The following is a 24558-nucleotide window of genomic DNA, read 5'->3' on the forward strand; positions in this document are numbered from 1 at the left end:
TTTACGCGATATTACATTGGCTTGACGGCCCTGTACGCCCAGCCGCAGTAGACTTCCGGCTCAAATTTACTCAGCAGTTGCTGTTGTTCCGGCATGGAGGTGGTCATGTTTCTCGTCCATAAGAAGGGCTTTGTTCCAGGCAAGAAAATGGTCGATGGGCTGGTGCCTTATGATTTCTTTTGCGAAGACAACCCGGCCATCAACCTGTTTGTCTTCACCGGCTCTACCACCCGGGACAAAGCCATTGAGGAACAGACGCTCTGGGGCTTTACCCGTCTGGAGCGATTTGAGGCGCTGACCGGCACCCTGGAGTCGAACAAGAAGAACGACGGCTGGTTTCAAACGGTCAACGTGCTCACCGGCCCTGCCCACAATGGTACTCAAGGTGTGAAATTCCAGCGGGTGCTGAGAATCATTAAGCACGCCGATGCATCGGGTCGGATCGCCAGCAAGATCGACTACGAAATCCAGACGGACGAAGGCGACACCTACTTCACCCGTCGGCCTACTATCGGACGCAGTGCTCAAACCATTATCTACTCAGCGGATCAATAGGCTCGACCGCCCGGTGCATCTACGGCGTTGATCTATCGCCCATCGCGAGCCTGCTCGCGATGGGCGGCACAGCCAACATTCACCGCAAACTGGCCTCAGGCGTCGGCAAGCTGAAACCGATAACCCACGCCATACAACGACTCGATCGGCTGTTCACCTGGGCAAACCTGTTCAAGCTTACGCCGCAAATTACGGATATGGCTGTCAACCGTACGATCGGTAACCACCCGATGATCGGAATAGATCCGGTCGAGCAATTGATCCCGGGAAAACACCCGCCCCGAGGACTGGGCCAGCGTGCTTAGCAGGCGCAGTTCCAAGGGCGTCAGGTCCAGGGCGACGCCATCGAGTGACGCCTGGTAGCTGTCTTCATCAATCAGCAGGCGGGCTGGCGCGGTGACGAGCAGTTGCGGGCTGCGCCGCAGGATCGCCTTGACCCTGGCCACCACTTCACGCGGGCTGAAGGGTTTGCAAATGTAGTCGTCGGCCCCCAGGTCCAGCCCGAGCAGGCGATCGACTTCCTCCACGCGGGCAGTGATCATGATGATCGGCACGGCGCTGAAGCTGCGCAGCTCCTGGCACACTTGCAGGCCGTCGCGCCCCGGCAGCATCAGGTCGAGCAGGATCAACCGCGGCTCGCTGGCCCGTACCGCCGGCACCACTTGGAGGCCATTGTCCAGGCACTGGGTCGCGTAGCCGGCGGCGATCAGGTAGTCGCGCATCAATGCGGCCAGCTTGGGTTCGTCTTCGACGATAAGGATTGGGCTGTCAGGGGGCATGTTCAGGCGTTCCGTGGCAGGCGCAGGGTCAGCCAAAGGCCGCCCAAAGGCGAGTGATCGGCGCTGAGGCCGCCGCCATGTGCCAGGGCGATGCTGTGACAGATGGCCAGTCCCAGGCCGGCGCCGCCACTGGCGCGATTGCGTGAGGTTTCACCGCGGTAAAAACGCTCGAACAGTCGCGGTAGTTGATCCGCATCGACCCCGGGGCCGGAGTCGAGAAAGTCGATGCGCACGACGTCGTCCTCGCTGGCGGCACGAATGTGCAACACGCCACCCTCGTCGGTATAACGCACGGCATTTTCCAACAGGTTGCTGAACAGCTGCTGTAAGCGTTTGGGGTCGGCTTCCAACCGTAGCGGCGTTGTCGGCAGTTCCAGCTCCAAACGCAGATGCCGGGCATTGCAGCGCTCCTGGAACATCGCCACGCAACCGCCCAGCAAGTCGTTGAGATCGCATTCGCTCTTGCGGTAGGTCAGCGCGCCGACATCGGCCAGGGACAGTTCGTAGAGATCATCCACCAGCTTGCTGAGCATGCTGACTTCGCCTTGCAGCGACTTCATCGAGGACGGGTCGAGGGTGCGGACGCCGTCTTCGATGGCTTCCAGCTCACCGCGCAATACCGACAACGGGGTGCGCAGTTCGTGGGACACATCGGCCATGAACTCCCGGCGCATTTTTTCGTTGCGTTCCAGGGTATATGCCAGCTGGTTGAAGTCTCGGGCCAACTGACCGACTTCGTCATTGGAGGCCACCGACACGCGGTTGCTGTATTCCCCGGCGGCCAAGCGGTGCGTGGCGGCGGCCACCCGCTTGACCGGGTCAAGCAGGGTACGGGCGATCCACCAGGCAATCAGCATCGCCAACAGCAACGAGAGTACGCCCACGGCCAGGCTAGTGCGCACCAGATACTGACGAAAGCGCTCACCGCCGGCTTCGGTCACGTTCTGGAACGGTGTCACCGCCAGCCAGCCGACGGTTTTCCCCGCGACCTCGATCGGGCGCATCAGGGCGTCGTCGGCAATCGCCGAGTAGCCCATGACCAGCTGTTTCTGCTTATCCAACAGGGCGATGCGAAACACCGCGCCAGTCAGGTCGGACATGGGCAGGGGCGGCCTTCCTGGGTCGGTGTTGTTCTCGCCAGGTTCTGGGCGCAGCAGTTCGAACCAGCGATCGGGCTGGTTGCGCAGAAACTCCCAGTTGCCTTCGCGCTCATAGGCGTTGGCCAGGCGCGGTAGCACCGGCTTCATGCGTAACAGCGCCTGTTCGTTGAGGTAATCGAGAAAACCGTTGCCAAAGCTCCAGCCGTTGGCCGCCCCCATGCTCAGGATGACAAACAGCACGGTTGCCATTACGGCAATAAACAACTTGGTAGAGATGCTCAGTTTCATGGGCTCGGGCAGATCAATGAATGGCCCGCCCATTTAGGCCCTGGCGCCACGAAGATTCAAGGGCGACGGGCAATCTTCAATTTTCCTGCACATTTGCCTCGCAGTATGGCGCCTGGCTAGAACCCTTCGTCTTACAGAGGCATTTATGTCAACCAAATTATTCGCCAAATCCCTGGTGACCGCCGTCTTCCTGGTGTGCTTGATTGTTCTGTTCATGTTGGGCGGCTGCTCCGGCGAATCCGCCCCCGTACCCGAACCGCCGAAGGTTTCGGTGATCACCGCGCAACCGCAAAGCCTGGCCCTGACCACCGAACTGACCGGGCGCACCCAGGCGTTCATGGCGGCGGAGATTCGCCCGCAAGTGGGCGGTATCGTCCAGCGGCGGCTGTTTGTCGAAGGGGCAGAGGTCAAGGCGGGGCAGGCGCTATATCAGCTGGATTCGGCGTCCTACAAGGCCGCCTTGGCTGAAGCCCAGGCGAATGTCGCCAAGGCGCGTGCCACCTTGAAGTCGGCCCAGGCCACGGCCAAGCGCGATGCTCAGTTGGTGAAGATCGATGCCATCAGTCAGCAGGATTACGAGGACGCCGTGGCCAGCCTGCAGACCGCCGAAGCGGAACTGCAAGTGGCCCAGGCCGATATGGATACCGCGCGCATCAACCTGGCGTACACCCGCATCAGCTCCCCCGTCGGCGGGCGCATTGAAACGTCCACTGTCACGCCCGGCGCGCTGGTGGTTGCCAACCAGGACAGCGCATTGACCACGGTGCAGCAGTTGGACCCGATGTACGTGGACGTCACCCAGTCGACCACTGAGCTGTTGCGCCTCAGGCGCGACCTGGCCAGCGGTGTACTGAAAAGCAATGGAGAAGGCGAGGCACGGATTAGCCTCAAGCTTGATGACGGTAGCACCTATGCCCATGAGGGGCGCTTGAAGTTCAGCGGGGTCACCGTCAATGAGAGCACCGGCACGGTGACCTTGCGGGCACAAATCGCCAATCCGGACCGGCTGTTGCTGCCGGGCATGTACGTGCGGGCGGTGTTGGAGCAGGCACGGGATGACAAGGCCATCCTGATTCCGCAACAGGCGGTGACCCGCAGCGCCAGTGGCGTGACCTCGGCTCTGGTGGTGGTCAATGGCAAAGTCGAGCAACGGGAACTGACCATCAATCGCGCCGTGGACAACCAATGGTGGGTTACGGCTGGCCTGAATGCGGGTGACCAGGTGATTGTCGAGGGCGGGCAAAAAGTCCGTGTCGGTGAGTCTGTCGTGACGCAAAACGCCGGCACGCGTAGCCCTGCGCAAAGCACCACGCCGCTTGCCATTGCGCAGGAGGGTTGAGCATGGCGCGTTTCTTTATCGACCGGCCAATTTTTGCCTGGGTCATTGCCATCGTCATCATGCTGGCCGGCGGCTTGTCGATCAGCCAGTTGCCATTGGAGCAGTACCCGGACATCGCGCCGCCGACGGTGCGTATTACCGCCACCTACACCGGCGCCTCGGCCAAGACCGTGGAAGACTCGGTGACCCAGGTCATCGAACAGCAGATGAAAGGCCTGGATAACCTGACCTACATGGCGGCCTCCAGCAGTTCGGACGGCAGTGCCAGCATCAACCTGACCTTCGCCGCCGGCACCAACCCGGACGTGGCCCAGATGCAAGTGCAGAACAAACTGCAACAGGCCGAATCGAGGCTGCCGCAATCGGTGCAGAGCGAGGGTCTGACCGTGACCAAGGGTGGCTCGGACTTCCTGCTGATTGCTGCCCTGGCTTCCGACAACCCGAGCGTCACGGGCACGCAGATCGGCGACTACATTTCCAGCACGCTGCTCGATTCACTCAGCCGCATCGACGGCGTGGGCGACGTTCAGGCGTTGGGCTCGGGTTATGCCATGCGCATCTGGCTGGATCCGGCCTTGATGGAAAAATTTTCGCTGATGCCCTCGGACATCAGCAGCGCGTTGGAGGCGCAGAACACCGAGGTGTCCGCCGGTCAGCTCGGCGCCCTGCCGGCGGTTAAGGGCCAGCAACTGAACGCCACGATCAGCGCCCGTAGCAAGCTGCAAACCGTTGAAGCGTTTCGCAATGTGGTGGTCAAGTCCACCAGTGATGGTGCCGTGGTGCTGCTTGGAGAGGTCGCGCGGGTCGAGTTGGGCAGTGAAAGCTACGACATCAGCACTGCCCTTAACGGTAAACCCGCCGCCGCCATGGGTGTGCAGCTTACCGCCGGGGCCAACGCCCTGAACGTCGGGGAAGCGGTGAAGGCCAAGCTCAAGGAACTGGCACCGTTCTATCCTGCGCAAATGCAACTCAAGAATGTGATCGTCTACGACACCACGCCGTTTGTCAGCCTGTCCATCGAAGAAGTGGTCAAGTCCCTCGGCGAGGCCATTGTCCTGGTCGTACTGATCATGTTCCTCTTCCTGCAGAATCTGCGGGCCACGCTGATCCCGGCGATCACCGTGCCAGTGGTACTGCTAGGTACCTTTGGCGTGCTGGCGTTGTTCGGTTATTCGATCAATACGCTGACGATGTTCGCCATGGTCCTGGCCATCGGCCTGTTGGTCGATGACGCCATCGTGGTGGTGGAAAACGTCGAGCGGGTGATGAGCGAGAAGGGGCTGTCGGCCCTCGCCGCCACGCGCCAGTCCATGGAAGAAATCACCAGCGCCCTGGTCGGCATCGCCTTGGTACTCAGCGCGGTGTTCATCCCCATGGCGTTTTTTGGCGGCTCAACGGGCATCATTTATCGGCAGTTTTCGGTCACCATCGTCTCGGCCATGGTGCTCTCGGTGCTCGTCGCCATGACGCTTACGCCGGCCTTGTGCGCGACCCTGCTCAAGCCATCGGATGACCAGGGCCACGGCGCCCAAGGCGGGTTCTTCGGTTGGTTCAACCGTACCTTCGAGCGCGTTGCCGAGGCGTATAGGCGCCAGGTGGGGAGGATTCTGGAGCGAGGGCGTGTCAGTTGGCTGGTGTATGGGCTGGTGCTGTTCGCGATGGCCGCCGGTTATCTAAGCCTGCCGACGTCCTTCCTGCCAGATGAAGACCAGGGCATCCTCATGGCCCAGGTGCAGTTGCCGGTAGGGGCCACAGACACCCGCACGCAAGCAGTGGTCAGGCAGTTCGAGAACTACCTGCTCGAACAACCGGAAGTCGAAGCGCTGATCAGCATCTCCGGCCTGGGCATGAACGGCAACAGCCAGAACGCCGCCCGCGCCTTTATCCGGCTCAAGGACTGGAGTGAACGCACGGGGGCGGGGCAGGACGCGGCATCCATCGCCCAGCGCGCGACCCTGGCGCTGTCGAGCATTGCCGATGCCAATGTGTTTGTCATGCAGCCGCCGTCCGTACGCGGCCTGGGGCAGACATCCGGCTTCGACCTGCAACTCAAGGACCTCGGTGGCCTTGGGCACGACGCGCTGGTGACGGCGCGGGAGAAACTTATCGAGCTGGCCAACAAGGACCCTCGTTTGCTTGGGGTTCGCAGTAATGGCCTGGACGACGCCCCGCAGCTCAAGGTCAACATCGATGATCGCAGGGCCGGCGCGTTGAGTCTGAGCACCAGCGACATCAACGCCACCTTGTCCACAGCGTTGGGTGGCACCTACGTCAATGATTTCCTCAACCAGGGCCGGGTTAAAAAAGTCTACGTGCAGGGCGAGGCCTCGTCGCGGATGCAGGCGACTGACTTGGACCATTGGTTCGTGCGCAACAGCAACGATGAGATGGTGCCTTTTTCCTCGTTTGCCAGCAGTTCCTGGAGCTACGGCTCGCCGTTACTGGAACGCTACAACGGCAACGCCTCGCTCGAAGTGGTCGGCGATGCGGCCCCCGGGGTCAGTTCCGGGGAGGCCATGGATGCCGTGGAGGCGATCATCAAGCAGTTGCCTGAAGGCATCGGCTACGAGTGGACCGGGCAGTCCTATCAATTGCGTCTTTCCGGTTCCCAGGCCCCGTTGCTGTACGGGGTATCGGTGCTGTTCGTGTTCCTCTGCCTCGCTGCGCTTTATGAAAGTTGGTCGGTGCCATTCTCAGTGATGCTGGTGGTGCCGCTGGGTGTCGTGGGCGCGGTACTGGCGACTCGTGTCAGCGGCTTGAGCAACGACGTCTACTTCCAAGTCGGGCTTTTGACGACCGTCGGGCTGGCGGCCAAGAACGCGATTCTGATCGTCGAATTCGCCAAGCACCTGCAAGAGCAGGGCAACAGCTTGCGGGAGGCGGCGCTGATTGCCGTGCGCCAACGCCTGCGGCCCATTCTGATGACATCCCTGGCGTTCATGTTTGGCGTCCTGCCCCTGGCCCTGAGTACCGGCGCCGGCTCCGCCGGGCGCCAAGCCATCGGCACCGGTGTGCTGGGCGGTATGGTGTCCGCTACGCTGCTGGGGATCTTTTTCGTCCCGCTGTTCTTCGTGCAGATTCGCCGACGTTTTGCTCGCGTTTCCACGGCTTCGACTTCTGTCCCAACCACCCAGTCAGGTGATGCATGATCAAGTTCCGCTGGCCATTGCTGGCCGTCCTCGTAGTGCTCGGTGGCTGCGTCAATCTGGCGCCGCGTTATGAGCGGCCCGAGGCGCCTGTCTCCGAACAATGGCTGCCGTCCGCCAGTACGCCCAAGGGGGAGGTGGCCGCCGATATCCAATGGCAACGGTTTTTTACCGATAACCGCCTGGCGCGCTTGCAGAACCTGGCTTTGAGCAATAACCGCGACCTGCGCCTGGCTGCCCTGAACGTCGAAAAGGCCCAGGCCCAATACCGCATCCAGCGCGCAGAGTCCTTGCCATCGATCGATGCCAGCGTCAGCGGCACCCACAGTCGCACGCCCGGCGCGTTGTCCAACACGGGCTCGGCAACCACCACCCACGAATACAGCGCGCAGCTGGGGCTGAGCAGTTACGAAGTGGACCTGTTCGGGCGCCTGCAGAATCTTCAGGACGAAGCTCTGGAGGACTATCTGGCCCTGGCCGAAACCCAGCGCAGCACGCAGATCAGCCTGGTGGCCGAAGTCGCTACCGCCTGGTTGACCCTGGCGGCGGACAACGAACGGTTGCGCCTGGCCCAGGAGACCCTGCGCAGCCAGCAGGAAACCTATGAGTTAACCCGCCGCAGCCACGCATTGGGCGGGTCTTCCGGCCTCTCCGTGGCCCAGGCACAAACCACCGTGGAGTCCGCCAGGGTGGACGCGGCGCAGTATGAAAGCCAGATTCTCCAAGACCATAATGCCCTGCGTTTGCTGGTGGGCAGCGAGATTCCCGAGCAGCTGCTGCCTGGCTCGACACTGGAATCGGCCGCAGCCTTGGTCCAAGTGCCGGCTGAGTTGCCGTCCAGCCTCTTGCAACGACGTCCGGATGTGCTGGCCGCCGAACACACGCTCAAGTCGGCCAATATCGACATCGGCGCGGCCCGTGCGGCGTTCTTCCCGAGCATCAGCCTGACGGCCAGCGCCGGTTCGTCAAGTTCGGCCTTATCCAGCCTGTTCAAGTCCGGCAGTGGCGCCTGGTCGTTCGCCCCGAGCGTCAGTCTGCCGATCTTCGATGGCGGCAGCAACCGCGCGACACTGGACGCAGCCAAGACCGAGCGCGAGATTCAGGTGCAGACTTACCAGCAGACGCTGCAAAGCGCCTTCAAGGAGGTGGCCGATGCCCTGGCGGTGCGCAGCACTCTGGACCGACGTATCGAGGCCCAGCAGGCGTTGACCGACGCCACCCGCAAGAGCTTCGAACTCTCCGATGCCTTATACCGTGGCGGTTCGCAAAGCTACCTCGACGCCCTCGACGCCCAGCGTTCCCTGTACAGCGCGCAGCAGGACCTGATCACCCTGCGTCTGACCGAACAGAGCAACCGCGTGACGTTGTACAAGGTGATGGGCGGCGGCTGGAATTAAGGAGTCCCTGTGGGAGCGAGCTTGCTCGCGAAGGCGTCAGCACCTTCAACACCTCTGCCAGCTGACCCACCACCATCGCGAGCAAACCCAGCTCCCACAGGGAATATCGTGAACCCATATGCATTGGAAACTGGCTCAAGCCGCCGTCAATTTTTCTCGGCTGTCGCTCGCGGTGTCACGAAATAGCCGAGGCGACATGCCGAACGTCGATTTGAAATGCCGGCTGAAATGGGAGCTGCTGCCATAGCCCCAGGCGTAGGCGATCTCGGTGAGCGAGCGATGGGCGTGTTCCCGGCTGCGCAGGTCCTCAGCGCAGCGGGCCAGGCGCCGCTGCCAGATGTATTCGCTGATACTGCACCCCAACTCGTCCTGGAAGGCACGGTGCAGGCTTCGCACCGAACATTGTTCAGCGTTGGCAATACGTTCGATGGTCAGGTCGCGGTCGGCCAGGTGGCGCTCGATGTACGCCTTGAGGCGGTTCTGCTTGAAGAAGCGGAAGTCGTGTTCGAGTTGCTTTTCTTCCTGTTTGTTCATGAGTGCGTTGTCCAGCAGCCCGGTGATGCTGTCGCCGATCAGCCCGGCCGAATGGTTGTTCAGCAAGGGGTATTGATTGTAGGCATCGCTGATCAGGTGCATGAGCATCCGCCCCAGTCCATTACGTCCGTTAAGGTGCATGTCGCCTGTTTGCGCAAGCTGCCCGGATGCGCCTTGGAACAGCAGGATGAAATGTTCGCAGCCTTGGGTGCTGGTCACGTTGAAAGGTTTGCCGCAGTCGACCAGGAGCATTTCGTCAGGGGCCAGTACGCTGCTTTGTTCGCCCTGCTCGAAATGACTGACGCCAGCCACCTGCATGATCAGCATGCGCGGCGTGTCGAGGGCGTCGATCGCTTTGCTCAGGTGGCGCGAATATCGATGGGCGCTGGCGGTCATTCGACAGAAACGCAACTGGCCCAGGTCCCCGTACTCCAGCCGACCCTGGAAGTTGCTGTCATGCAACGGGTCGATGAACGTCGATTCCAGCCGTTTTATATAGTCCGGCGTACGCCCCAGGTGATCGCTCATGAACTCTTTCCATTTCATCAGGCGGTCGGAGCGAACAACCTGATCGGTGGACACGCAGGCTAAATGGTTCATTTTTTCGCCTCTGTTTATTATTGTTTTCTGACGGATCGGGCAAAGGGGTCGATTCGCCCGATCCGGGTCTGATCAAGGGTGCCAAGACTTAGAACGGGTAGTGATGGCCTCCGGGCTGCCAGGTCACCCAATGGGCACGGGTAAACTCATCCAGGGCATAGTGACCGTTGAAGCGACCGAGGCCGGAATTCTTTTCACCACCGAACGGGGCATTGGGTTGGTCATCGACGGTGATGTCGTTGATATGGGTCATGCCCGCCACAATGCCACGGGCGAAGTTCAGACCACGGGCCATGTCCCGGGTGAACACGGCGCTGGACAGGCCATACTCGCTGGCGTTCGCCAACGCCAATGCATGGGTTTCGTTTTCTGCGACCAGCAGCGGCAGCAGGGGGCCGAACGTTTCATCGCGGGCCAGTTCCTGATCGGCTGCTACTTCGCCGAACACATGGGCAGGCAGCACCAGCCCGGATGCCGGGCCGCCGCAAAGCTGCTTGAGGCCGGCACTCCGGGCACCGTCGAGCTTACGTAGCAGGCCATCGAGCTGGCTCTGATTGACCACTGGCCCGATCACCGTGTCGGCCTTGGTCGGATCGCCCGTCTTGAGGTTGCGCACGCGCTCCACCACCAGCGACGCGAAATCGGCATACAGCGAGCTGTCGACGATCACCCGGTTGACGCTCATGCAGATCTGGCCCTGGTGCAGGAAACGCCCGACCACCGCAGCGTGCGCCGCAACTTCAATGTCGGCGTCATCCAGCACCACCAGCGGCGCGTTGCCGCCCAGTTCCAGGGCCACGCGCTTGATGTGTTTGCCACCGGTGGCAATACGGCCGACATTGCGTCCCACATCCGTCGAACCGGTGAAGGAAATCAGGCTCGGCACCGGGTGCTCGACAAAGGCATCGCCGATTTCCGAGCCGGCGCCGACCACGACGTTGATCGAGCCATCGGGGAAGCCGGCTTCTTCGAACAGGTGGGCAATGAGCAGGCCGCCGGTCACCGCTGTGTCGCTGGCGGGCTTGAGCACGATCGTATTGCCGAGGGCAAGTGCCGGCACCACCGAGCGCATGCTCAGGTACAGCGGGAAATTCCATGGGCTGATCACGCCCACCACACCCAAGGGCTCGCGGAAGACAAAGCTCTGTTCGCCGGGCTTGTAGCTGGTCAGAATTCGACCTTCAACCTGCATCGGCATCGTCGTGCATTCGCGCACCAGGTTCAGCGTGAATTGCCATTCCATGCTCGCCTTGATCCGGGTGCTGCCGGACTCGTGGATCAGCCAGTCGATGATCTCTTCACGGCGGTTCTGGATGACTTGGGCGAGCTTTTCAAGTTGAGCGCTGCGCTGGGTGGGGTGCAGTTGTGCCCATGCGGCCTGCGCCTGCTGCGCCGCTTGGTAGGCGTCGTCGAGATCGGCAATCGAGGCCAGGGGCATCTCCAGCAATTGTTCGCCATTGAAGGGATTGCGGTCGTCCAGGCGGCGTGCTGAGCGCCCTGCACGCCAGGTGCCGTTGATGTATTGGTCGCCGTTGATGGCGTAGGGCACGAGCGGTTGAGTCGTCATGGTCTTTTACCTTTGGAGGCAGGTGGTCGCCTCGTTTAGAAATCAAGGGTGCAAACGCCGATGGGGAAAACTGCTCAGCTCCTGATCCAGGCGCGGCCCCACGAATTGAGTGTGTACTCCTCCTGTGCCCAGACGCCGGGCTGGCGGCTGGCGTCGGTGACTTCCAGCTCAGCCGAGAACTCCAGGCGGTTGCGATCGGCATCGACCACCATGAAGAACAGGTTGTTACCCGGCCCATGTCGGCCGGGCCCGAAGAAAATGGTGATGCGCTCCTTGGCGAAGCGATCCCCCCAGTCACGGATGTCATTCCACTCGTTGGTTTCGTAACAGTGGTGGTCCCACTCGTTTTTCGAACCGCGGAAAAACGCCAACGTGTGGTGCTCATCGTCCGAGCGCAGGAAGCACGTCATCAGTTGGCCGGTCTGCTCATCCACGACATTGTCCGAAACAGTGAAGCCCACCGTGTTGACGTAGAAATCGATCATGGCTTCCAGCTCCGTGGTCTGGAACACCACATGTTGCAAGCGGCCGGGCATGCCTTGGCCAGAGGCCTGGAGAGCAGGGTGAGCGACGCCAAATATCGTTTGCCGACCCTGGGGATCACGGATCACGAAAGCCCCCGTTTCGAGCAGCGGCGAGTCGACCTCTTCGATGATGCAGCCGTTGCCGAGCAGTCGAACCCGCAGTGCTTGCAGTCGAGGTTGACTGCCCAGGTCGAACGCCGCCGCGAGCAGGCCGCTGTGGTCGGCGGGAGACACGAGCATGGCGCGTTGCGGGCCGCTGAGCATCCAGCTGCCATCGGCTTGCGCCTGGCTGTCCATGTCCATCATCCGTCGATAGAAATCGATTTGCCGTTGCGCGTCTTTGCTCGCCAGGTGCAGGTAGCACAGGCGTGCAGGTGTGGAAGTCTGGAGTGTTTGCATAACCACCTCTGTGCGTGAAGGTTTAATGAAAGACGGGCGCGGTGCTCGGCTCGATTGCGCTGCTGTGGGCCACGGTGGTGCCGAACAGCGACTGCAACGATTCGGCGGCCCGGGTTTCGGTAGCCTTGTCGAAAATCGCGGCGATATAGCGATCCGGACGCAGCAGCAGGAACGGGTGGGAATCGCCCAGTAGGGTTTTGAGCTGGCCTTCACGGTCCTGGAGCACCGTGCAGCCCGGGATCGATGGCATGGCCTGGACAGATGCGGGCAGGATCAGGATGCGTCTGGCTTCAAGGTGGCTCCAGAGGCCATGCTTGAGTTCATCGATACGCTGGCGGGTCGGGTCGCCGTATTGAATCAAGGCGAAGCCGGCGCCGATGGCGTCATCGAGCAGGCGTTCCTGGCCGTGGGCGTCGGTGAGCATCGGTTGCGGGAACATCTGTCCGCAGGACAACGTGCCTGCTTGCCCCTCGGTCAGCACCAGGCCCCGAGTGAAGCGGGGTTTGGGCTTGAAGCGCATTTGCAGGAAATAATCGCGCAACGGCGGCAACAGGCCGATCAAGGCGAATGCCCCACTGATCAGGCGAGCGCGCAGGACGGTGGCCGGTGCCATGACCACGCCGAGGTTCAAGGCCAACTTGATCAATGCCCACGCATGATCACGACGCTCGCTTTCGTAGGATAGCAGTGCGCTTTCCGCCATTTTTCCCTTCAGTACGCCGACCAGCTTCCAGCCCAGGTTGTGGGCATCGCGAACGCCGCTGTTCATGCCTTGCCCGGCATAGGGCGGGGTCAGGTGCGCGGCGTCGCCGGCGAGAAACACCCGCTGCACCTGCCACCGCTCGGCGACCCGGGCGTGGAAGGTGTAGACCGTCTTGCGCACGATGGAAACCGGCGTATCTCCCTTGAACGGGCGCAGCAATGCTTGCAGGCAGGTTTCGTCGAGCACCTGTTCGTCCGTTTCATCGGGCTTGAGCAGGAACTCGAATCGGCGCGTACGGTGAGGGCCGGGCACTTCCACCACCGGGCGCCTGGCGTCGCAATACACGCGGGTCTGCCAGAAGGGGTCGTCGTCCTGGTCGGTATCGACCACCAGCCAGCGCGAGGAGAAGCTCGAGCCGACCATCTCGATCCCGAGTTGCTTGCGCACCGGGCTACGGCCGCCGTCGCAGGCCACCAGGTAAGCCGCGTGGACTTCCATCAGCTGTCCTTCGGCGTCACGCACCAGTGCGCACACGCCGTGTGGGTCCTGGCTGAATTCCACCAACTCGTGGCTGAACCGAGCCGTCAGGCTGGCAAAACGTTCGAGGCCTAGCCTGAGGGTGTTTTCAAACAGCGGTTGGCGAAACGCGTTGCGCTTGGGGAAGCCATACAGCTTGCCGGTCGGCTCGACCTTGCCGAAGCAGCGACCGCCGGGCCGGGTGAAGTAATGCACGCCGTAGCCGGGTACGACATCACGCAGCACGGCAGCATCCAACCCGATGGCCTGCATGGTGCGCAAGGACTCATCATCGATTGAAACCGCCCGTGGCTCGGTCACGGTGCCCGGCTTGCGGTCGATGATCAGGGTGTCCACATCGGCTTGGCCGAGCAGGTTGGCCAGGGTCAGCCCGGTAGGACCGGCGCCGATGATCAGGACCTGGGTATTGATGCGTTTGAGGGTTGTCATTGTTATTCCCTTCCGGATGGCTCAGCCCAGTGGCTTGGCGCGGTTGGCGAGCGCAGCCATGCGTTGCGACAGTTCCTGGGCCAGGGCAAGGATCTGCTGTCCTTGTGCCTGTTCCTGGGCAGTTTCGCGCTCTTGCGCCGGGCGCACGCAACTGATGCTGCCGACGACCTTGCCATCGCCGTCGAAGATCGGCGCAGCCAGGCCATAGACGCCTGCGTCGACTTCACCTGCGCTGGCCACATAGCCTTGGCGACGCAGTTGCTGCAGCGAACGACGGAACTGTTCCCAGGTCTGGCCCAGTTGACTGGCGCGTGCCTCTTCGGGGTGGTCGAGAAACAGCTGGCTGTGTTGACGCGGGGTCATGTTGGCGAGGATCGCCTTGGACGTCGCACCCAGGAACAACGGCCTGGGCGAACCACGGGAGTAGCTGACCTCGCTGAACAAGTCCCCGTGCTGGTGAATGCAGACGACCTGGTCCTTGAACAGCCGGCAGATCAGCCAGACCTGTTGTTCGCTCCACTGTGGGAAGTTGGGCTCAAGCGCTTGGGCGGCGCGCACGAGGGGGTCGCTCAGGCGCAGCTGGCGGTCCCAGGTAATGATTCGCGCGCCCAGCGCATAACGCCCGGCTTCGACCTGGAACAACAGGTTGGCCTCGGCCAATTCGCGCACGTAGCGGTAGGCCGTCGAACGGGTAAAACCCAAGGCGCCGCCCATGTCGTCCACCGCCCAGATCGGGCTCTGTTCGGTGAACAGGTCGAGTACCCGCAGCATGCGCTCCAGGCTCGAGCCTTTGCTGTCGCCATCCTGCTCGGGCAGGGCGTCAGGGGTGTGTAGGTTTTCCATGCTTATTGCTCGTCCACGATGCTGTTGCGCAGGGTGCCGATTCGAGCGATCTCGATCTCGACTTCGTCGCCCGGTTTCATCCACACCGGCGGCTCGCGGAACGCTCCGACGCCGCCGGTGGTCCCGGTGACAATCACGTCACCCGGGGCCAGTTCGGTGAAGGTGGAGCAGTACTCGATCAGTTGGCGCACATCGAAAATCATGTCGCTGGTGCGGGTGTGCTGCATCACTTCGCCATTCAGGCGGGTGGTTAATTCCAGGTCCTGCGGGTCGCCGATCTCGTCGCCGGTCACAAGCCAGGGGCCGAAACCGCCGGTGTTCGGGAAGTTCTTGCCGGGGACGAACTGAATGGTGTGCTTCTGCCAGTCGCGGACACTGCCGTCGTTGTAGCAGGCATAACCGGCGACGTAGTCCAGCGCGTCGGCGCGTTTGACGTGACGGGCCGCTTTACCGATCACCACCGCCAGCTCGCCTTCGAAATCGAGCTTGTGGGACGCCGTTGGGCGAACGATGGGCTGCAGGTGGGCGGCCTGGCTGTCAGCGAAGCGGGTAAAGATCATGGGGAAGGCCGGCATCTCACGACCGGTTTCGCGCACGTGGGTGGCGTAGTTGATGCCGATGCACAGCACTTTGCCCGGGTTCGGGATTACCGGCAGGAACGTCACGTCAGCCAAGGGGATACTCGGCAGGCTTGCCAGGCGCGCAGCGCTCAGTTCGTTCAGGCGGTTGTGGGCGATGGCCTGTTTGAGATCGCTGCCAAGGGTTGGCTTGAGCGATTCCAGGTCGATGATTAGGTCACCTTCGACCACACCGTAGCTGCTACGGCCTTGGACAATAAAGCTTGCGAGTTTCATGGAGGCTCCTGGAGAGAGGGAGGGTGCAATGAGGGTTAATCTAGTCTTGCTATAAAATCCTGTAAAGTAGGATTTATGCAAAAATCCTAAAATATGGAATTTATGTATATTTTGCCGAGGCTGTCCCTTTGGCGGACCTGAGGAGCAAAGGGAGAGGCAGCCGGCAGCCAACCGCAGATGGCTGGGTGTCGTAAGAGGTACGGAAGAGGGATCTAAATCTGTGGGAGCGAAAGTCCGCTCCCACAGAGGATTTGCGTTTACTAGCTCGGTGCCCAGCAGCCATGCAGCGACATGCGCATCCGGAAGGGAATCCTGATCCGGGCAATAGGCCCACTGGCCATGTCACGAGAATCCAGCACCACCAGTTCACTACGCTCCTCGGCGATAAGATTGAGCAGGGCGACCACGTAGCCATCGGCTTCCTCTGCATCCGCCGAGCGCGGTATGAAGATGGGTTCCTGGAAGCAGCCGCTGTCACCAGGAAACCAGGCGTCGGTGATGCCTGTCTTCATGTCCAAATGGACCAGCAGGTTGAAAAACTGGAAGGGTATCGGCCCATTTGCTGGGTTGTAAGGGCGCCCAGGATCAAAGGCGAGCAGGAAACCATGCTGGTACTTTCGACCGATGTAGCGATCATCACACCGTGGAAACTCGCAGGGGTATTCCGTCAGTGGCTGCGGTTGGACATCCTCCTCGGTGCCGTTTAGGTCGAAGGTCCAGCGCATCAGGCTGGCGGCCAGGGTTTCGGGCGGTGGTACGTAGCCGTCGGCCTGGGGGAAGAAGTAGAAGATATTCCCGCCGGTGACCGGCATGTCCACGTACACCTTGCCGTTTTCGTCGAACGCATTGAGCGTATGCCCTTGGAAACCGTCCTTGGGCCCCTTGAACCAGCGCACATCTTGCGCGTTACCGTGGCGCGGCACGATGGCGAACAGTTGAGGCAGTTCGGGTTGCCACTGGAAATGCGGCCCGCCGTTTTTCATGCGCTCGACGTCCACCGTCAACGGAATCAACGGGAACACCACGTACCGTTCGGTCACCGCGAAATCGTGCACCATGGCCGCGTAAGGGGCCTGGAACCAGATCTCGTGCAGCAGTTTTCCGTCCGGCGAAAGTTCGAAGTAGGCCAGGTCAGGCGTACCGTCGCCCTTGGCTTCATAGCTGAAGGCCAGGAGATTGCCCGTCACCGGATCGAGCTTGGGATGGGCCGTGAAGGTTGCGGATTTGATCTGCCCGTCAAAAGTCCATTCGCCCAGGGTCTCCAATGTTTCGGGATCCAACGCCCAGGGCAGGGCATCCTCCTTGAGGGCCAGCAGCACACCGTTGTGCGGGATGACGGTGGTATTGGCCGTAGTGTTGTTCTTCGCCGCAAGCGGGTCATTGGTGAAAGCGTTGCGATAGACGCCATTGAGCGAGCGACCTTCCCGGCGCTGGGCCAGCAGGCGATCGGTCTTGACGTAGCGGCGTCGCAGCGAGACCTTGCCGTTGACAAAATGGAAACGGCTAACCATGCCGTCACCGTTGAAAAAGATATCGGTGCCCAGCATGGGGGGGTACTGCGGGTCTGGCGCGACTTGATAAAACGTCCCGTGGATCGAAGCGGGAAGGGTGCCTTCAATTTCCAGGTCAAACACGTCTGCTTCCACCCGGCTGGGTGCGTAGAGCGCGCCGCAAAACTCAGGGGTCTGGGGATAGGGAATAGTCATCTGGCAATCTCATTAATGTGCGGTTTAATTCGTTTGCAAGGTGCGGCATCAGGCCGATTGCGCAGACATGGCCGGCCCGGGCGGTTTTACGCCGCGCCGAAAGCGGGCAACGACCAGGCACGAGACCACCAAGGCTAGCAAGTAGGCGCAAGCGGCTAGCCATCCAACCGCCCGGAAGTGTCCTTCGCCGACGACCAGCGCGGCCCCGAACGGCCCCAGCCCCTGGCCGACGAAAATGGCGGCGTTACCCAGGCCCGCCAATCGACCGGAAGGGTCCAGTTCCGCCGCCATGGAAAGCAGGTAGGGCAGGCTGAAAAACCAGACCATATGGATCAGGCAGGCCGTGGTGACAAACGCCACGGGGCTGGTGCCATAGACCATGATCAAGGTCGCCAGCAATGCCGTGCCGAAGCTCAACAGTTGCGGAAACAGCAAGCCCAGACGCCGCCCGATCAGCCCGGCCAAACCGGCGCCAAGGGCACCGGCAAGGATGCTGCCGCCGAGGATGCCGCCAATCTGCTGGGGCTCCAGGCCGATGCTCTTGCCGATGCGTTCCTGGTACACCCATAGGGCCGAGTGACCGAAAAACAGCAGCGCAAAGAGCAGGATCAACAGGATCGATGTGAGGCCGAAGGGCGGGATCGCGCCGCTGCTCACGCGATGGGCTTGCGGGTAGCGTTCAGGCACCCTCCAGCACCCCGTCGCGGCGAGCGCACTGGTGATCGCCAACAATACAAACGCGCCGTTCACACCGAATGATTTCAGGATCAACGGCATGGAGGTCACCAGCAACATCCCCCACAGCAGGTTGCCGATGTTGATGACCGCGAAGGTCGTATCCTTGGACGTGCGCAGCGCTGCGGTAGCGTAGACAACTGCCATGACCGCGCCGCCGCTGGCTCCGCAGATCATTCTGGAGATAAGCAGGCCGGCCTGGCTGTAGATCTGCGTGCTGACCAGGTTACCCAATGCCAGGACCAACAAGGCCACCAGGGCGAAACGGCGCCGGTCGACGCTCGCCATGAACAGGGCGCAAACGCCGCAGGCGATGGCCATCGCAATGAGCTCCGCAGCGAAGATTGCGCCGATTGCATTGAGTGGCAGGCCGAGCTGGTCGATCAGGGCACCGCCCAGGATTGGCTGGATCTGCAGTGTCCCCAGGGAAATGACCATCATCAGGCAGATGGCACCCAGTGATTTTTTGCTGTCGATGGAGTCGAGTGCGTTCATGAAGCATCACCTCAAGTAAAGAGCCCGCCCATGCGTGAGCTGGCCTACACGTCAATCAGAACTTGTGAACGTAGCGAACCTGCACCTGGTAATCCGCCCGGGAGCGATTCTCGACGCCGGTTTCTTTATAGGTGTTGAGCCAGAAGGCTTTGTCTTCGGTGATTTTCCAGAACAGGCCCGGACCAAAGCCCAGCACCTTCTCCCGGGAGTCGGTCAGGGTGTTGCCGTTGACCTTGTCATCCGAAATCTGCCGGAAGTAGTAGCCGTTGATGCCGACCGAGACCTTCGGAAACACCTCGTACGAGGCGGTGAAGTTGGCCCATGCCGACTGTCCTGACTGGGTGTCACGCACCGCTTGCCCTTCAAAGAACTGCTGCGAACTGCTCGCAGGGTCGTCGTTCTTGAAGTTGTACAGGTAGTTCAGCCGCCAGCTCACTTCCCAGCGAGGCGCAGGCATCCAGGTCGCCGCCCAGTAGGGGTTCAGCGAGAAGTGGTTGGACCCGGGGTTCAGGTCTTTGTCTTTGTCATACTTGCCTGTTGGCAGAATAGTGTCGAAGGCCATGCGCTGCACGAAAACCGGCCGGCCATTGGCGTCGATGATCGGATCGAACTGGACCTGGGGCCCGACCGTGACATCGCCCAGGCCGGTAGCGTTGTCCTTGAGCTTGGCGCCGTTGTCACCGAAGTCGCCGTCTAGGGAAACCACGGGCACCAACAGGCTCCAACCCAGGTGTGCGCCCCCTGCGAAGGTGTCGGGTGAGTAGTAGCTCAGTTGATTGATCATCGTGATGACGTTGATCTTCGGATCATCGAAGGCGGCGTTATTCTTGCCACCGTTGGTCCTGATGCTGCTGGCGGTGCTGAATTTCAGGTAGGTCTGGTGAGTCAGCCCGGGTGGCCCTGCAAACCCGTCGTAGAAGCTGGTGCCGCCCAAGTTGATACCGCTGGGTTGGCTTACGGAAGGTGGAGGAGGGCCGTCGGCTGCATGGGCGGCAAATGACGCGAAGCTGAGTGCCAGGCACGCTGGCAGGGATTTGGTCAGGCTCATTGAAGTGGCTCTATTCTTGGAATTGTGAGCGGGGGAATGTCCCCTGGCACTTCGACTTTAAGTCCCGGTGGTGGGTGATGCTTGAGCGCAACGGCCAGAGTTGACTGAGCGTGCCATGAAGGGGGCGATGATCCTCAACGCGGGCCAGGCTTCAGCGAATGGCCGCGACAGCTTCGGCTAACTCGCCGAGCCAGGCGTATCAGCTTTAATTCCGTACCCCTTCAAGGAGCCGACAGTTGCTGTCGAGCCACCACAGACGACTACCACCACGTTTTGGAAGCCTTTAAGGTCAAGCGTATTTCCGTAAACGACCGCGAGTGAGGCGCCACAAGCGGGTTCGACAAGAGAACGGTGGTCATCCAGAAACGTCAGGCATGCGTTGACGGCTTGTAGGTCAGTGACCAATACCGAATAAACCGGGCGCTCCTTGGATAGTTCGAACGCTCGAGTGCAGACCTGGCGCGCGCCCAGTGACGTCGCAACGCCGGACAGAGCTGGCAGCTCGACCAGATGGCCCGCATTCAAAGAGGCACTGTACGAAGCCATACCTTCAGTTTCGACTGCAAAAATCGGTACCTGGGTGAGTCCGTTTCGGCGCAGTCCTTCATCGACACCGGCGATAAGTCCCCCACCTCCCACCGATAGAATCACTGCATCCGGGATCACGCCGTCCGCTAAGACCTCATCGATCATCGACGCATGACCTTCCCACAACAAAGGATCGTCGAAGGGGTGCAAGAATGCGTCTGCAGGGGTCAGTAGGGATCGAGCGAGCTCATTGGCCTCGAACCAAGATCTGCCATGGACAATAACTTCGGCATTTTCCAGCGCGAGGAGATGCCTTGCACGCTCTGACGTTGTTTCAGGCACAACCACGATCACTGGCAGGCCAAGACGGCGGCCTGCGTAGGCCACCGCCAAGCCCGCGTTGCCTCCGGACGAGGAAAGGAAGCGTTTGGCACCGCGTGCATGGTGCTGTTCGCAGGCATGCCCAATACCCCTGATTTTGAAAGAGCCGGAAGGCTGCAGGGCCTCCATTTTCATCCAGATCCTGGTGCCACTGATCTGACTCAATGGCAGGGATTCGAGAAGCGGTGTTTTGATACTCAGGGACATGCTGTGCTCTCCACGTGGGCCACGTTCAGGCCAAGGCATACGCTTTTATTAATGCTTCGCGCCTGATCAACAGACGAGACTGATTTATCACCGCGTTCTTTCATCGCTCGAAATGACGGCCTGACCGATCCGTACCTTTCAGCTCTGCAAGGTAGTTGTAAACCGAGTAACGGGTTACGCCCAAGGCAGCGGCAGCCTTTTCCACGCCGCCCTTGATCAAAAAGATTCCTTTATCTTGCATTTCCGATACAGCCAATAGGTTGGCTCGCTTGATATCGGTACGGCCCGTGCCCGGACTGAGCTCAGTGGCGCCACGAATAATTTCGCGCATCAACTCGTCAATGGTCTGATGGGTGTGATGGGCCGGTTCGGCTATGTCAGGCGCTTGAGTAACCGCAGCTGGAGGGTGAGCACTACTCTCCGGATGGCCAACCAACGCCTGCAGCACGTTGAGAGCATCGACGACCGATGCCTGGTCCACGTTGATGCATAAGGCCGCAAACGCCTTACCGTTTAGGTCACGGTAAAGCGCTGTGCTGCTACGCAGAGGCTGGCCCTCTTTGGAGAGTGTCGGATAGTCCACCAGGAGCGAAATCGACTCGAGCTTCTCTTCAAGTGCGTCACTGAGCGCAAGGTCAGCACGCATTCCTGCTAGGACTGAATCGGCCGGTAACGTGGCCGTTGGCGATTTCGGAAATGGAATACTCGGGCGTTCGTAAGTTGTCAGTTAGCTAGTGCTGAGTGCTTGCCGGCCCACGAACATAAACGTGAGCCGACACACTTAACTATTTGAGAGCGCTGTTTATAGCATTGATTAAACGAGTGCACCCTTCAATCTCTGGTTTCGTAAGATCTGAGGCAATGTGGTCTCTCGACCATCTCAAGAAGGCCTTAGAGAGTTTGTATTTTGAAAAGTCCTTACCAATGACTTTCTGGAATAGATCGATAATTGGCTTATCAGGAGCACTGGCTAAAGCCGCTGATATATCCCAGCCCAGTTCAGAACTTGCCACTAGGACGAGCGTGTCCCGAATTAGGTCTTCGATCTCGGCCCTCTCGATTTTAGGTATGGTGAAATCTGACGTGCGCAGAATCCTTTTATTACCCAAACGGTGTACCAGAATCTCCTGTTGGGCCGCTTGATCGCCGGCATTGTCTGAGTCTAGCAACGCGGCGACTTTGAGGTTGTGAGAGGTCAAGATGGTAGCGAAATAGACAATTTTGCTGGCAGTGTTAGCGGGTACCAGTGCGATCTTATCATTCAGGGACACTTTCCCCGCCTCCGTAAGCAGGTTGGCGATACCTTCGATGTACCAATAGTCCGTCAGCCCCTCAAGGATAAGGTTACGTTGATTTGCAAATAGACTCTGGGCCAGGTCGTAGCCGAGTGCTTCCTGCAGCGGTAGTAATGCAGCCGGGTCACTTGATGAAACCGTAGTATGGACCTTGGTTCCTACCGTTCTGTCCGTCAGCTCCACGACTCTAACGATGTCGAGCTCGTCCGGCCCCACCAAGAAAGGGGAATGGGTGGAGTAGATAGTTTGGTTTTCATTGGCAAGCAGGGAAATGGTTTTCCGGAACTCACGTTGCTTCAGCGCATGGAGGCTCACGCCTGGCTCATCGAGCAACAGGATTGTGTTCTTGTGTTTGCCTTTAGCCTCTGCAAAGAAAACGACAAAAAACGACACCAACCATTGGAAGCCTTCTGACCGTTGATCGAGTTCGATCTCCACGCCAATGTTGTCTTCCACAACGACCTTCAGATATTGCCCATCAGCCGTAAGCTTGAGTTTGCTGGCTTCGCCTTTACTCTCGTCCGGATTCCATACCTTGATGATCTGCTGAGTAAGTTCCACGCTCGCCGCATTAAGCTCATAGCTGCGCCGGTCCAGTTTTTCGCGATATTCATCGAGATTGGAGGTAGTATGGCTTGGTTCAGAAGCTTTACCGAGTTCTGACAGCTCTTGTGCCGTGAATCCAAGCAGCTTTAATAGACAATTGTTTCCATAGTCGTAATTGTCATCATCAAGAATATTTGACTCAAGCCTCTTTGCCAGACTTCCCAAATGAATAATAGGTTTGACACGAAAATAATTGCTGTAAAGCACAAAGACGGGGATGTTTTTATATATGTTGTTTAAGTATTCTTGGAGCGCCGCCGCATAGTTCAGTATCCCGTCGAGTTTCTTCCAGCGCTCATTCTCTTTTGCTTCATCCTCGTCTACATAGGGAAGAACCTCTTCGAGCCATGTCTTAAGAGTGCCTGCATCCTTCGCCAGATTTTTGTATATACTCCAGCTTTTGGTGATCTTATTCAGACTTTCAGTATGCTCCTTAATATCCCCTGAGGCGGCATCTCTGTCGAGGTGGGCGGTCAACCTTATCAAGTCGGGCTTGATGTCGTTATAAGTAGGGGGGTGGACGCCGATGAGTCGGTGACTCGCTGAGTTATCAAGCTTTCTCGTGAACTCATAGCTGATTGAAAGAGTTTCTAATTTGTTCAGGTGCGCGTTCAATGTCTTTAGGGTCTAGCTTAAAGGTTGCCGTGACAACGTCCACATCTTCAGGATCTAGATCTCCTCTGGATATTTGAGTGTACAATGATCGAGGGAAGTCACGGAGCGGAACGAATTTCTTGACATTCTCTGGCGGATTGATTTGCTGAATGGCTTGGAGGATCGCCGTTTTACCTGCCTCGTTTGGGCCAACCAAAATTGTCTTTAATTGCTCAATATCGAATTCGCCTGTATCAATGATACTTCGGTAGTTCTGAACTCTTACCTTGCTTAAACGCATCATCAATTCCTTTTCAACGTATGTGGATTATCCTAGGCGAACAATATCCTACTGCCCTTCAAGAAGAGAAGGGGGACGAAGGGCTCCGTAGGATGTAATGGGGTTCGCCCCGGAAAGCCGTTCAAGGGCGGGTAGGAGCTGGAGGACTTGGCTAGATTCCAAAGGGGAGAATAGTAATGTCCCAAGCGCGTGTAGCTTTAGCAGGTGGATACCGACCAGAATCAGAGACCGCTTCTGGCCCGAAAGCAGCCCTTTGAGCGATCGCCCAGACGTTAGATGGCAACGCCAGCGAATCGTTGATTGTGTGCGGCTTTGGCTGATGCAGTTTCAAGATAAGGGGTCATTGAGCTCATCGAGAGGCGCTACAGCGGGAGCAGCTCGACGACCAATCTGGTAGCCAAGGAGAAATGAGTAAATTCCCTGACGGGACGCGTCCAGTCCGGTTGGCTATGGCGAAGGAAATGGCACAGCCCGAAATCCCGCTTTCTTGGCCCTTGATACTCCTTAAAAACAAGTCCAGAGTTAAGTCTTTTCCTGCTCAGGCAAGAAAAGAAACCCCTTAGATTTCAATGAGTCGGACATCAGCTACGAGTCTCGTTTCCCGCTCCAATTATTTTTCTATAGGCTTCCATTGAAGTATGTAGAAACCAAAAAAAGAGACTTCGGTCTCTTTTTTCGTTCCAGTAAAATCCATTCTGACACATCAATATCCACGATTTTTTAGTACATTTTTTAGTGCATCAATTCGACGCTTGGTAAGTCAGTTTTTAGAGCTGCTTGGCACTCTGAATACTTTACAACACTCCTTCATTCATATGAGCGGAGTTAGCACGATGGTCCTTATCAATACGGCGGTCCGGCACGCTAAACCTCGCGCCAAAAACTATACCCTTCCTACTTTGATGGCCTTGCGCTTTTCGTGAATACGAAATGCACCGAGAGCTGGTACTTCTGCTTTTCTTGGGCGGGCAAGCAGCCCCGTATCAGCGTTTTCCGGTCAGCGACAGACCCGCTACACGGATTTGAGCGGTGCAAAAACTGATCAGGCTCGCCTAATCAGGTAGCCCT

Annotated in this window: 19 protein-coding genes; 4 read left to right on the forward strand and 15 right to left on the reverse strand. The window is 59.3% G+C overall.

Going from position 1 to position 24558, the window contains the following annotated elements:
• Nucleotides 1-105: 105 nt before the first annotated feature.
• Nucleotides 106-555 (forward strand): hypothetical protein, encoded by a 450-nt coding sequence (locus J3P88_RS12290; RefSeq protein ID WP_434575508.1) that lies wholly within the window; start codon nt 106-108, stop codon nt 553-555.
• A 95-nt stretch (nt 556-650) separates the two neighbouring features.
• On the opposite strand, the gene J3P88_RS12295 is transcribed toward J3P88_RS12290, so the two are convergent.
• Nucleotides 651-1334, reverse strand: a complete 684-nt coding sequence (locus J3P88_RS12295) for a response regulator (protein WP_434575510.1) — start codon at nt 1332-1334, stop codon at nt 651-653.
• Nucleotides 1335-1336: 2 nt separating this feature from the next.
• Nucleotides 1337-2755 (reverse strand): sensor histidine kinase efflux regulator BaeS, encoded by a 1419-nt coding sequence (baeS, locus tag J3P88_RS12300; RefSeq protein ID WP_434575513.1) that lies wholly within the window; start codon nt 2753-2755, stop codon nt 1337-1339.
• Between the two features lie 112 nt (nt 2756-2867).
• Here baeS and J3P88_RS12305 point away from each other — a divergent pair, with 112 nt between their 5' ends.
• Genes J3P88_RS12305 through J3P88_RS12315 form a run of 3 tightly spaced genes read left to right on the forward strand, consistent with a single transcriptional unit; the run spans nt 2868 to nt 8604 of the window.
• Nucleotides 2868-4061, forward strand: a complete 1194-nt coding sequence (locus J3P88_RS12305; protein WP_434575515.1) for an efflux RND transporter periplasmic adaptor subunit — start codon at nt 2868-2870, stop codon at nt 4059-4061.
• Between the two features lie 2 nt (nt 4062-4063).
• Complete coding sequence (locus tag J3P88_RS12310; protein WP_434575517.1) at nt 4064-7210, forward strand: efflux RND transporter permease subunit; 3147 nt, start codon at nt 4064-4066, stop codon at nt 7208-7210.
• Nucleotides 7207-8604, forward strand: coding sequence for an efflux transporter outer membrane subunit (locus J3P88_RS12315; RefSeq protein ID WP_434575519.1), 1398 nt, complete (start codon nt 7207-7209; stop codon nt 8602-8604). Before J3P88_RS12310 ends, J3P88_RS12315 begins: the two co-directional genes overlap by 4 nt.
• Before the next feature lie 135 nt (nt 8605-8739).
• Here J3P88_RS12315 and J3P88_RS12320 read toward each other — a convergent pair whose 3' ends face one another.
• From J3P88_RS12320 to J3P88_RS12380, 13 genes are all read right to left on the reverse strand, one after another.
• Nucleotides 8740-9738, reverse strand: a complete 999-nt coding sequence (locus J3P88_RS12320) for a helix-turn-helix domain-containing protein (protein WP_434575521.1) — start codon at nt 9736-9738, stop codon at nt 8740-8742.
• A gap of 88 nt (nt 9739-9826) precedes the next feature.
• A complete protein-coding gene (locus tag J3P88_RS12325; protein WP_434575523.1) occupies nt 9827-11305 on the reverse strand; it encodes an aldehyde dehydrogenase family protein in 1479 nt (492 codons plus the stop codon).
• Between the two features lie 74 nt (nt 11306-11379).
• A complete protein-coding gene (locus tag J3P88_RS12330) occupies nt 11380-12228 on the reverse strand; it encodes a VOC family protein (RefSeq protein WP_434575525.1) in 849 nt (282 codons plus the stop codon).
• A gap of 22 nt (nt 12229-12250) precedes the next feature.
• Nucleotides 12251-13897, reverse strand: coding sequence for a bifunctional 3-(3-hydroxy-phenyl)propionate/3-hydroxycinnamic acid hydroxylase (locus J3P88_RS12335; protein WP_434575527.1), 1647 nt, complete (start codon nt 13895-13897; stop codon nt 12251-12253).
• Nucleotides 13898-13918: 21 nt separating this feature from the next.
• The gene (locus tag J3P88_RS12340) at nt 13919-14740 is read right to left on the reverse strand and encodes an IclR family transcriptional regulator (RefSeq protein ID WP_434575529.1); all 822 of its coding nucleotides are present in this window, start codon (nt 14738-14740) and stop codon (nt 13919-13921) included.
• Nucleotides 14741-14742: 2 nt separating this feature from the next.
• Nucleotides 14743-15594: a fumarylacetoacetate hydrolase family protein gene (locus J3P88_RS12345; protein ID WP_434575531.1), complete on the reverse strand. Its 852-nt coding sequence runs from the start codon at nt 15592-15594 to the stop codon at nt 14743-14745.
• 260 nt (nt 15595-15854) lie between these two features.
• Nucleotides 15855-17300 carry a carotenoid oxygenase family protein gene (locus tag J3P88_RS12350; protein ID WP_434575533.1) on the reverse strand — a complete coding sequence of 482 codons (1446 nt, stop codon included), beginning with the start codon at nt 17298-17300 and terminating at the stop codon, nt 15855-15857.
• A gap of 48 nt (nt 17301-17348) precedes the next feature.
• On the reverse strand, nt 17349-18530 hold the full coding sequence (locus J3P88_RS12355) for an MFS transporter (protein WP_434575535.1): 1182 nt from the start codon (nt 18528-18530) through the stop codon (nt 17349-17351).
• 55 nt (nt 18531-18585) lie between these two features.
• Nucleotides 18586-19578, reverse strand: a complete 993-nt coding sequence (locus J3P88_RS12360; RefSeq protein ID WP_434575537.1) for a SphA family protein — start codon at nt 19576-19578, stop codon at nt 18586-18588.
• Nucleotides 19579-19755: 177 nt separating this feature from the next.
• Nucleotides 19756-20694 carry a serine/threonine dehydratase family protein gene (locus J3P88_RS12365; protein ID WP_434575539.1) on the reverse strand — a complete coding sequence of 313 codons (939 nt, stop codon included), beginning with the start codon at nt 20692-20694 and terminating at the stop codon, nt 19756-19758.
• Nucleotides 20695-20794: 100 nt separating this feature from the next.
• Nucleotides 20795-21340 (reverse strand): helix-turn-helix domain-containing protein, encoded by a 546-nt coding sequence (locus tag J3P88_RS12370; RefSeq protein WP_434575541.1) that lies wholly within the window; start codon nt 21338-21340, stop codon nt 20795-20797.
• A 139-nt stretch (nt 21341-21479) separates the two neighbouring features.
• Complete coding sequence (locus tag J3P88_RS12375; protein WP_434575543.1) at nt 21480-23210, reverse strand: ATP-dependent nuclease; 1731 nt, start codon at nt 23208-23210, stop codon at nt 21480-21482.
• Nucleotides 23164-23493, reverse strand: a complete 330-nt coding sequence (locus tag J3P88_RS12380) for an AAA family ATPase (protein WP_434575545.1) — start codon at nt 23491-23493, stop codon at nt 23164-23166. The genes J3P88_RS12375 and J3P88_RS12380 overlap by 47 nt, the downstream gene beginning before the upstream one ends.
• Nucleotides 23494-24558: the final 1065 nt, after the last annotated feature.

The organism is Pseudomonas sp. Z3-6 (assembly GCF_051131985.1).
GTDB classification, from domain to species: Bacteria; Pseudomonadota; Gammaproteobacteria; order Pseudomonadales; family Pseudomonadaceae; genus Aquipseudomonas; species Aquipseudomonas zanjanensis.

Bases quoted from the DNA above. Each gene is read 5' to 3' on its own strand.
- J3P88_RS12315 (WP_434575519.1), top strand. From the start codon at position 7,207: ATGATCAAGTTCCGCTGGCCATTGCTGGCCGTCCTCGTAGTGCTCGGT.
- J3P88_RS12290 (WP_434575508.1), top strand. From the start codon at position 106: ATGTTTCTCGTCCATAAGAAGGGCTTTGTTCCAGGCAAGAAAATGGTC.
- J3P88_RS12330 (WP_434575525.1), bottom strand. From the start codon at position 12,228: ATGCAAACACTCCAGACTTCCACACCTGCACGCCTGTGCTACCTGCAC.
- J3P88_RS12310 (WP_434575517.1), top strand. From the start codon at position 4,064: ATGGCGCGTTTCTTTATCGACCGGCCAATTTTTGCCTGGGTCATTGCC.
- J3P88_RS12350 (WP_434575533.1), bottom strand. From the start codon at position 17,300: ATGACTATTCCCTATCCCCAGACCCCTGAGTTTTGCGGCGCGCTCTAC.
- baeS (WP_434575513.1), bottom strand. From the start codon at position 2,755: ATGGGCGGGCCATTCATTGATCTGCCCGAGCCCATGAAACTGAGCATC.
- J3P88_RS12380 (WP_434575545.1), bottom strand. From the start codon at position 23,493: ATGATGCGTTTAAGCAAGGTAAGAGTTCAGAACTACCGAAGTATCATT.
- J3P88_RS12340 (WP_434575529.1), bottom strand. From the start codon at position 14,740: ATGGAAAACCTACACACCCCTGACGCCCTGCCCGAGCAGGATGGCGAC.
- J3P88_RS12360 (WP_434575537.1), bottom strand. From the start codon at position 19,578: ATGAGCCTGACCAAATCCCTGCCAGCGTGCCTGGCACTCAGCTTCGCG.
- J3P88_RS12345 (WP_434575531.1), bottom strand. From the start codon at position 15,594: ATGAAACTCGCAAGCTTTATTGTCCAAGGCCGTAGCAGCTACGGTGTG.
- J3P88_RS12370 (WP_434575541.1), bottom strand. From the start codon at position 21,340: ATGCGTGCTGACCTTGCGCTCAGTGACGCACTTGAAGAGAAGCTCGAG.
- J3P88_RS12365 (WP_434575539.1), bottom strand. From the start codon at position 20,694: ATGTCCCTGAGTATCAAAACACCGCTTCTCGAATCCCTGCCATTGAGT.
- J3P88_RS12325 (WP_434575523.1), bottom strand. From the start codon at position 11,305: ATGACGACTCAACCGCTCGTGCCCTACGCCATCAACGGCGACCAATAC.
- J3P88_RS12355 (WP_434575535.1), bottom strand. From the start codon at position 18,530: ATGAACGCACTCGACTCCATCGACAGCAAAAAATCACTGGGTGCCATC.
- J3P88_RS12305 (WP_434575515.1), top strand. From the start codon at position 2,868: ATGTCAACCAAATTATTCGCCAAATCCCTGGTGACCGCCGTCTTCCTG.
- J3P88_RS12320 (WP_434575521.1), bottom strand. From the start codon at position 9,738: ATGAACCATTTAGCCTGCGTGTCCACCGATCAGGTTGTTCGCTCCGAC.
- J3P88_RS12295 (WP_434575510.1), bottom strand. From the start codon at position 1,334: ATGCCCCCTGACAGCCCAATCCTTATCGTCGAAGACGAACCCAAGCTG.
- J3P88_RS12335 (WP_434575527.1), bottom strand. From the start codon at position 13,897: ATGACAACCCTCAAACGCATCAATACCCAGGTCCTGATCATCGGCGCC.